Genomic DNA, 9,537 nt, shown 5'->3' with positions numbered 1-9,537 from the left:
CTGACGCTGCCGGCGGGCGGCTGATGGCCGACGACCGGTACGTCATCCTCGGACTCGCTCATCCCCGGGCGTTGTGGTTCCGCACGGTCGCCCAGTGGGCGCATGCCTCCTCGATTCCCGTAGAACTGGTCAAGTGTCTGTCGGCGGAGGAGCTGGCGGCCAGGTTGGGCTCGGGCCGTGCCTTCTCCGCTGCGATCGTGGACTCGAGGGTCGCGGCCCTCGACCGGGATCTCCTCGACCAGATGAACCGGGCGAGGTGCCCGACACTCGTTGTCGACGAACGGCGCCCTCGCGGCGACTGGCTGGCGCTCGGAGCGGCAGCGGTGCTCTCGGACGGCTTCGACCGGGAGGACCTGCTCAGGGCGCTCGCCGCCCACGCCACCGCCATCACCATCGGAGAGCAGGTGCTTGGGGCCCTCGACGGGGTGGCGAGCGACGATCGCGGTGGCTCGGTGGTCGCCGTCTGCGGTCCTGGGGGGACCGGCGTGTCGACGGTCGCCATCGCTCTCTGCCAGGGACTCGTCGAGGGCACGCCGGGTGGCACGACCGAGACTCTGCGTCGAGACGGAGTGGCGACGCGCCACGGCGGCCCGGTCATCCTCGCCGATCTCGCGCGCCGCGCCGAGCAGTCGATGCTGCACGATGCAGGCGACATCGTCCCCGGCATCCAGGAGCTGGTCGAGGCGCATCGCAACGGGCAGCCGGGTCGCGACGCCGTCATGGCCCTGACCTTCCTCGTCGAGGAGCGCGGCTACCACCTCCTCCTCGGGCTACGGCGATCGTCGGCGTGGCCTGCGCTGCGTCCGCGTGCGTTCGAGGCAGCCTTCGCCAGCTTGCGGCATACCTTCGCCACGGTCGTGGCCGACGTGGAGGCCGACGTCGAGGGTGAACGGGACGGAGGCTCTCTGGACGTCGAGGAGCGCAACGTCATGAGCCGGACCGCGCTCCGCCAGGCCGATGTCGTGCTGGTCGTGGGCGGACCAGGTATGAAGGGCGTCCACTCAATGGCGAGGGTCGTCGGGGACGTGCTCGGTATCGGCGTGCCGGGCGACTGCATCGTCCCGGTCGTCAACCGAGCGCCCCGGTCGCGCCGCTCACGTGCCGAGCTGGCCGCCGCAGTCGCGGCCCTCGTGGGGTCGGGCTCGGCGTCGGGCGGCTTCCACGGGGTTGTCGGCGAGGGTAGTCGGGCGACCGAGTTGGCCCGCGTCGCCTCGCCCATCTTTCTGCCCGAGCGACGGGTCGAGGAGTGCCTGCGCGATGGCATCTGCCTTCCGTCGCAGCTGACCGCACCGGTGACCGGAGCCGTTCGAGCAGTGTTGGCGCGCAACGGTGACCGGATCCAACCGTTCACCGGCCCGGAGGCGGTTGTCCCGGGATCGCTCGGTCATTGGGGACCCGAGGACCACGGGTCTGGCGCGGACGCCGAGGAGGCGCTCGGATGATCCTGTCGAACCTCGCTTAGGCGGGGACGCTCTGGGCGAACTGGAACACGTTTCCCGGTCATAGGCCCGCTTCACCTCGGTGAGGCCGGTCAGGTGTGCCCGCGGGAATCCCATCGACGCGCTGTCCCATTCGCGCAGATCGAGGCTCCCTGCCCGCGAGAACCCGCCACCCGGGAGAGCAACTGATCGGTACCATCAGACCATGGGTGAAGCAGAACCTTCTGCAGCTGCTGCGATCTGCCTCCCGCCAAGCGGGATCGAGATCGACCTCGCCGTGCTCTTCGCTGACGTAAGAGGCTCCATAGCACCCTGTGAGCCGATGCCGGGGGGTTCCACGTGATACTGACCCAGCACTATCTGGCCTGTCTGTCCCATGCGTCCTATCTGATCGCGGACGAGACCACCGGTCGGGCAGTGGTCGTCGACCCGAGGCGGGACATCGGGGTGTACCTCGAAGAGGCGGCGGCCAAGAAGCTGAGGATCGAACGGGTCATCGAGACGCACCTGCACGCCGACTTCCTCAGCGGGCACCTTGAGTTGGCTGCGCAGACCGGCGCAGACATCTGCTACGGCGAAGCGGCGTCGGTCGACTTCGACATCGAGGCGCTCCGGGACGAGGAGCGAATCTCCCTTGGCGACGTGACCCTCCAAGTCCTCGCGACCCCGGGACACACGCCCGAGTCGATCTGCATCGTCGTATACGAGCACGCTCGTGACCCCGTGCCCTATGGCGTCCTCACGGGCGACACGCTCTTCGTCGGCGACGTGGGGCGCCCCGACCTCTTGGCTTCTGCCGGCGGCGATCTATCGGCCGATGCGTTGGCGCGCTCGTTGTACCAATCGCTGCACGACAAGCTCCTTCGGCTCCCCGACACCACCCGGGTCTTCCCGACTCATGGCGCTGGCTCGGCCTGTGGCAAGCAGCTGTCGGCCGAGACGAGCTCCACCATCGGTGAGCAACGCCAGCTGAACTACGCGCTCCAGCCCATGAGCGAGGACGACTTCGTCGCCCTCGTCACCGAAGGCCAGCCGCTGCGACCGCATTATTTCGAGTTCGATGCCCGGCGCAACCGCGAGCTTCGACCACTGCTCGAGGAGCACGAGCCGCCCCTGATCGACATCGATGAAGTCCAACGCCTTCGAGATCTCGGTGCCGTGCTCCTCGATACACGCGAGCCATCTGACTTTGCGGTCGGACATCTGCGAGGCGCCGTCAATGTCGGGCTACAAGGCCGGTTCGCGGAATGGGCGGGCGACGTGCTCTCGCCTGACGGGGACGTCGTGTTGGTGGGCGATCCGGCGGTCGCATTGGAGGCGAAGGTGCGCCTGGCGCGAGTCGGCTATGACCGCGTCGCGGGCCAGCTGGACGACCCTGCCCAGGTGTTCAGCAGCCGGCCGGACCTGATCGAGGCGAGCTCGCGGCTCACGATCGAACAGCTGGCGGAGCTGCGGGGCCTGGAGCCGGAGCTGCAGCTGGTCGACGTGCGTAGCCCGGGTGAGACGGCGGGCGGCACGCTTCCGGGGGTGCGGGAGATCCCACTTGCTGTCCTCGGGGATTCGCTGGCGGGCCTCGACCCGTCCAGCCCGGTCGTCGTCTATTGCGCAAGTGGCTATCGGTCCCAGGTTGCTGCCAGCGTGCTGGTCCGGACGGGATTCGCCGATGTGGCGGATCTACTCGGGGGCTACCTGGGATGGGAGGCGGCGGCGTTGCCGGTCTCGAAGCCCGGAGCCGAGACAGAGGTGGGGGCGACACCCCAGGTCAGCACCCGGACTGCGCAACGCCTGGTGGAGGCGGGCGCTCTGCTCCTGGATGTACGCGAGCCTGACGAGTGGCGCACGGGACACGCACCCGGCGCAACGCTCATGCCGATGGCATCGGTACAGCGTTGCCATGAGGAGCTGCCTCGGGATCGTCAGATCGTGGTCATGTGCCGCTCGGGCGGCCGGTCGGCGGCCGTGACCGACTCGCTGCGGCGTGGGGACTTCGACGCGGTGAACCTCGCCGGCGGGATATGCGCCTGGTCGGCCGCGGGCCTGCCTCTCACGACCGACCCTGATGCCGGCCTCGTGGTCCACAAAACCGCCCCGTTGAACTGCGAGACGTCGATCCCTGCCCTAATAGGGGGGGTCGTAATGCCCAACGCCCGTTTTTACGTGCGGAACCACTTCGTCACGCCTACCCTCGACGCCGCGACGTGGCAGCTCGACGTGGGTGGACTGGTTGAGCGACCGTTGGCGTTGAGCTTCCGGGACCTGCGCAACATGAGGTCGCATACCGTGGTTGCCACACTCGAGTGTGCGGGCAACGGGCGATCGATGCTGAGCCCGCCGACCGATGGCGAGCAATGGCAGCTCGGGGCGGTGAGCACCGCCGAGTGGACGGGTGTTCCGCTAACCGAGCTGCTGGACCGCGCCGGCCCCACCGCGGGGGCGGTCGAGGTGGTCTTCCGCGGCGCCGACCATGGCCGTGTCGATGGAACGAACGGCACGATCTCCTTCGAGCGCTCCCTGTCGCTCGACGACATTCGCGCTGCGGACGCGCTGGTGACCTACGCCATGAATGGCGAGCCGTTGCCCGTCGAGCACGGTTACCCGGTGCGGCTCATCGTCCCGAGTTGGTACGCCGTGGCCTCGGTCAAATGGCTGACGCAAATAGACGTCGTCCCTTCACCGTTCGAAGGCTTCTACCAGACCCAACACTACGTCTATGAGGGCGAGCGGGACGGCAGGATGGTGCGGGAACCCGTACGACTCCAGCAGGTGCGATCCGTGATCACCGAACCGACGCCAGACGACGACCTCTCAGTCGGGGAGCTGGCCATCCGTGGCGTCGCATGGTCGGGTGCTGCGCCCATCGCCAGGGTCGAGGTCAGCATCGGTGACGGCATGTGGCAGTCCGCCCAGCTGGTCGGCGACCGCCCCCGTCACAGCTGGCAATGGTGGGAGCTTCTCTGCAGGCTCGACGATCCTGGAGCGACCACCGTGCGGGCTCGGGCGACGGACCTCGCGGGTCGGACCCAACCCGATCAGCCCGAGTGGAACCGACTCGGCTACGGTGCCAACGCCATCCAGGTCGTGCCCATCCGACTTCGATGACGGCGAAGTGTTGGCTCGTGCGGTGAAGCCGCAAGAGCGCGCGTAGCCGCCCTACGCCAAGGACCCGATCGACCGCCGCGGCTGTGTCGCAACGTGGCGCCCCGCGAGATAGCCGAACGTCAGAGCGGGTCCGATGGTGGCCCCGCCACCCGGATACGCGGGCCCGAAGACACTGGCTGCCACGTTACCGGCGGCATAGAGTCCGGGGATGACCCCGCCAGTGTAGGTGCGAACGCGGGCGTCGCTATCGATCCGAGGTCCACCGTTGGTGCCGAGCGCGCCGTTGCGCAGAGCCACCGCGTAGAACGGCGGTTGGGCGACGGGAGCCATGCATCTTGCAGGTGACGGTACCTCGCCGCTCATGTGCAGTTCGAAGGTGTTCGTGCCTCGTCTGTAGTCCCGGTCTTCGCCCGCCGCTACCTGCCCGTTCCATCGGGTCACCGTCGTCTCCAGGGTCGGGACATCTAGTCCTATGCGACGGGCCAGCTCACCGACCGTCGGCGCCTGCGCGATCCAGTCGGGCGCGGGACCACCTGGTAAAACAGACGGGAGGATGACGGCGGAGTCCTTGACCCTCTGGTCGAAGACGAGCCACTGCGGCGCTTCGTTCGGGTAGTCGATAGCAACGGGATCGAAGTCGCCGACAACTCTCGGAAAGTCCTGGTACGTCACACCCTCATTGATGAACCGCCGTCCGTGCTTGTTGACCACGATGACGCCCGGAGTGCTGCGCACCGTACCCATCTGCATCATCGGACGACCCTCGAACATCCTCCCCGGCTCATGGATCGCGGGCTGGCCCCAGAAGGACGTCATGTTCGCCAGCATGGCGCCGGCCTTCATAGCCATCCGGAGACCGTCGCCGTCGTTGTGGGGAGGGCTGAGGGGGTCGAGCTCCTGACCGATGAAGGCGCTCACCATGGAGGCATTCCATTCGAAGCCGCCGCACGCGAAGACGACGCCCTGCCGGGCACCGATGCCTTCCCGCCGGCCGTCGTGCTCGGCTTGGACGCCGAGCACTCCGGCGTCGCTCCCTACCAGGTCGGATGCTGGCGACGAGGTACGCACCTCCACTCCTCGATCGAGGAGACCCTTGAACAGGGCTCCGACGAGCGCCGGACCCAGCACCCGTATGTCGGACTCCTGGCGGCGGACGATCAAGTCCACGTCCGGGGTGGCATCGCCGCGCAGGTACTTGGCCCCCTCCGCCATCGTCAGCGGCGGCAGATGCGGGCTCGTACGCAACCTCGCCGCCCATTCCGGGCCGAGCTCGGCCCGAGCGTCGAAGGGCAGGGGCTCGATGGATCGGCCAGCCGGCTTCCCGCCAGGCAGGTGGGCGTAGTAGTCGTTGAACCCCGGCGGCGCCGACATGCGCAGCGGTGTCTTGGTCTCGAGGTAGTCGAGCATCTCCGGCGCGATGTCGAGGTACCTCTCGATGAGCTCCGGATCGGGTTCCCGACCGAGCGTGAGGCGCCGGATGTAGCCAAGCGCCTCCTCCCGAGAGTCAGGGACACCTACGTCGGCCATGTGGCGGTTCATAGGGATCCAGGGCATCCCTCCGGACACGCCTGTCGTACCGCCGATCAGGTCCGCCTTCTCGAGCACGAGCACCTGGGCACCGCCGTCATGGGCAAGGGTCGCCGCAGCCAATCCCGCCGCGCCGGAGCCGAGGACCACGACATCGACGACCTCGCCCCATCGATCCGGAACTGCGAGCATCCTGCCTCCCCTGGACCCTTCACGGTCGGTCTACGCCGTGGGATGCGTTGTTCGGCACCACGGCTCGACCGGCCTCCAGCATGGCCTGGGCCGCCCGTGTGTCGCCACAGGGTTCGGCGAGCCCATAGGCCTCTAGGGCCGGTGGAGCAGAAAATGGTCAGGATGCTCGGCTACAATCACCCCGGGTTCCCAACGAGGAGTCGTTGGGAGAGGGGGGTTTCAGATGTCGGTGGTCAGCACGACCTCGCTCGAGGTGGGGTTCAAGGGTCAGGTCGTCCGCCCGGATGACTCGCGCTACGACGAGCTTCGCGCCGTCTTCAACGGCATGATCGACCGCCGTCCCGCGGTTATCGCCCGCTGCACCGATGCGCACGACGTAGCCCAGGCCGTGACGTTCGCCCGCGGCGCTGCCCTGCCCCTGGCCGTGTACGGCGGCGGCCACGGTGTGACGGGCAATGCGGTCTGCGACGACGGCGTCGTGATCGACCTGCGGCCGATGAAGAATGTCGATATCGACACCGAAGCCCGCACCTGCCGAGCCGAGGCGGGGCTCACGTGGGGTGAGCTCGACGCGGCGACCCAAGAGCACGGACTGGCTGTCACCGGAGGCAGGGTGTCGACCACAGGGATTGCAGGCCTTGTGCTCGGCAGCGGGTCGGGATGGCTCGAGCGCAAATGTGGGTTCACCGTGGACAACGTGATCTCCGTGGAGATGGTCACTGCCGATGGCCAGGTGGTCGCTGCGTCGGAGAGCGAGAACGAGGAGCTCTTCTGGGGTACTCGCGGTGGTGGCGGGAACTTCGGCGTCGTCACCTCCTTCGAGCTCCGCCTGCACCCGGTCGGGCCAATTGTCCTGGGTGGAATGCTCATGTACCCAGCGCCGATGGCCGCCGCCGTCCTCGGCAACTTCCGCGACGTCATGGCGGGCGCGCCCGATGAGGTCGGTGGCGGCGTGGCGCTCATCACGGCGCCGCCGGAGGAATTCGTCCCCGAACCCGTGCGCGGACAACCTGTCGTGGGTGTAGTCCTCTGCTATGCGGGGCACGTCGAGGATGGCGAGAAGGCCCTGCGTCCTCTTCGAGACTTCGGCCCGCCGGCGATGGACATGGTCCAGCCCATGCCCTACCTGGCCGTGCAGAGGTTGATCGATCCAGGCAACCAGAAGGGTATGCGCAACTACTGGACTGCTGAGTTCCTTACCGGTCTCCCAGACGCGGCGATCGAAACGATCTGCCGGTACCACCTCTCGAAGCCGTCCCCGCTGACGCAGATCGTCCTCGTGCCGGGCGGGGGAGCGGTCGGCCGGGTTCCGGACGACCGCATGGCTATTGGGCAACGCCAGGCCCCGTTCAACATCCATATCATGTCGATGTGGACCGATATCGCCGATGACGAGGCCAACATCGTCTGGACCCAGGAGTTTGGTGCCGCGATGAAGTCGTTCGCTACTGGGCGGGTCTACCTCAACTTCATTGGCGACGAGGGTGAAGACCGGGTGAAGGCGGCTTTCGGTCCAGAGACGTACGCGCGGCTACAGAAGCTGAAGCGTCGCTACGACGCGGGAAACCTCTTTCGTCTCAACCAGAACATAAAGCCATCGGGCCCGGCGATGGCGTAGCCCGTCGAGGCCATCTCGGACGGCGATACGGTGGCCAGTTCGTACCGGCAGGCATGGAGAAGAGGACGACGGTGCAGCGGACGGGACTAGAGCGCCTCGCTCGCTGAAGCACTAGGTGGCGAGCTGGTAGCTGCTGTGTCCGATCAGCCACAAGCCCAGTGCTAGGCAGACGGCGAAGATGAGCTGGCCCGTGTGGGTGTCGATCCACAACTTCACGCTTGAGAGGACGGCATCGGCGCGCTCGGGTCGTACCACGGCGAGGATCTCCATCCCCAGAAGAGTGGATGTCGAGAGGATGCCGAAGAAGATCAGTCCGAGGAAGCTCTGCCAGGACGAGAGCTTGGCCTCGACGATGACAGTAACGCCGGCGGCGATGAGTCCCCAGGGCTGCACGAAGGGAGCGAGGCCGATTGCGAACCACAACGACATGTTGTCGATCCCCGTCTGCCACTTCGGGGTCTTTCTCGGTGGTCTGGGTCGTCCCATCTTGCGGCGCTGGCGCTCTGCGATGCCCAGCAGGACGATTCCGATCATGATCTTCACGACGAGGGCTGCGACCGAAGGTGCGCTGCTCGACTTCGGAGGCTTGTTGCCGGTGGCGAGAATCGTGACCGTGACCACGATGCTGAGCGAGAGCACCCAACCGAAGATGAACGCGCCGCCCTTCCTCACTCCACCCCTCGAGGAGAGGATGAGGATGAATGCAGTGAGGGGGACCGGAAAGACTGTTATCGCCAGGCCGATGAGAATGAGGTCGACTATCACCGGCGTCGCGGTCCAGTCACCGTCGGCCGCCTCGTCTCAGATGACCGCCCACCACGCCCTCAGCTTACGAGCGGACCCGCATCTTGGGAACGACCCATTGAGGTCGCGAACGAATCGCGGACGCGGGTGCTGTCCCGACCAGTTGCGATCTCTGCCAGGATGACGGTGTGGACCCAGAGCGGCTGACGGCCCGTCCATCCGGGTGAGCCCCATGGAGGGAGACCAGCGACACGGGTCATCAGCTCCAGGTGCCAGCCACGCCGGGTTCCGGGCCGTGGCGGTGGCTCTTGTCGCCAACCTCGGGGTGGCGGCGGCCAAGCTGGTCGGCTTCCTGATCACGGGCTCGGGCTCGATGGTGGCCGAGTTCGCGCACTCGGTGGCCGACACAGGCAATCAAGCCTTGCTCCTCGTCGGCAGGCGCCAGTCGGAGCGACGCCCCGACCCGAGCCATCCCTTCGGGTATGGGGCTGTCCGCTTTCTGGGCGCCTTCATCGTCGCGCTTCTGCTGTTCGGCCTGGGAGCTGTCTTCTCGCTGGCCGAGGGTGTGAACAAGCTGATACATCCCCACCCGCTCGACGACCTGCCGATCGCGCTCGGCATCCTCGTGGTAGCCATCGGCCTCGAGGCCCTGTCGTTCCGAGCCGGTGTAGCGGCCGCCAACCAGACAAGAAGAGGCCAGGGTTGGGTTCGCTTCGTGCGGAGCACCCGCATACCCGAACTGGCTGTGCTGCTTGTGGAGGACACCGGCGCCCTAGTGGGGCTCGGGATCGCGCTCGTCGCCGTGGCGGTATCGGCGATCACCGGCAACACCGTCTTCGATGCCGTCGGCACATTGGGGATCGGCGTGCTGTTGGCGGTCAACTCCGTCTTCCTGGGCATCGAGATGACCTCTCTGCT

General features: G+C 67.1%; 6 protein-coding genes. 4 read left to right on the top strand and 2 right to left on the bottom strand.

Annotated features, from left to right (window positions below):
• Positions 1 to 1,442, top strand: a 1,442-nt coding sequence (locus VGF64_10330; protein HEY1635146.1) for a hypothetical protein, incomplete at its 5' end; no start/stop codon positions are given.
• Positions 1,443 to 1,778: 336 nt separating this feature from the next.
• Complete coding sequence (locus VGF64_10325) at positions 1,779 to 4,538, top strand: molybdopterin-dependent oxidoreductase (GenBank protein HEY1635145.1); 2,760 nt, start codon at positions 1,779 to 1,781, stop codon at positions 4,536 to 4,538.
• A 51-nt stretch (positions 4,539 to 4,589) separates the two neighbouring features.
• On the opposite strand, the gene VGF64_10320 is transcribed toward VGF64_10325, so the two are convergent.
• Positions 4,590 to 6,257: an FAD-dependent oxidoreductase gene (locus tag VGF64_10320; protein HEY1635144.1), complete on the bottom strand. Its 1,668-nt coding sequence runs from the start codon at positions 6,255 to 6,257 to the stop codon at positions 4,590 to 4,592.
• Positions 6,258 to 6,480: 223 nt separating this feature from the next.
• Between VGF64_10320 and VGF64_10315 the strand changes: the two genes are divergently transcribed.
• Complete coding sequence (locus VGF64_10315; protein HEY1635143.1) at positions 6,481 to 7,875, top strand: FAD-binding oxidoreductase; 1,395 nt, start codon at positions 6,481 to 6,483, stop codon at positions 7,873 to 7,875.
• 111 nt (positions 7,876 to 7,986) lie between these two features.
• On the opposite strand, the gene VGF64_10310 is transcribed toward VGF64_10315, so the two are convergent.
• Positions 7,987 to 8,640: a GAP family protein gene (locus VGF64_10310; protein HEY1635142.1), complete on the bottom strand. Its 654-nt coding sequence runs from the start codon at positions 8,638 to 8,640 to the stop codon at positions 7,987 to 7,989.
• 211 nt (positions 8,641 to 8,851) lie between these two features.
• Here VGF64_10310 and VGF64_10305 point away from each other — a divergent pair.
• Positions 8,852 to 9,537: cation transporter (locus tag VGF64_10305; GenBank protein ID HEY1635141.1), on the top strand; the 686-nt coding region annotated here is incomplete at its 3' end.

It is taken from the genome of Acidimicrobiales bacterium, assembly GCA_036491125.1.
Lineage (GTDB): Bacteria > Actinomycetota > Acidimicrobiia > Acidimicrobiales > AC-9 > AC-9.
The sequence above is the reverse complement of the archived record's forward strand: the minus strand, read 5'-3'. Positions and strand labels throughout refer to the sequence as shown.

What these genes read in the sequence shown, in the direction of transcription:
- VGF64_10320 (HEY1635144.1), bottom strand. Translation starts at nt 6,257, where the DNA reads ATGCTCGCAGTTCCGGATCGATGGGGCGAGGTCGTCGATGTCGTGGTC.
- VGF64_10315 (HEY1635143.1), top strand. Translation starts at nt 6,481, where the DNA reads ATGTCGGTGGTCAGCACGACCTCGCTCGAGGTGGGGTTCAAGGGTCAG.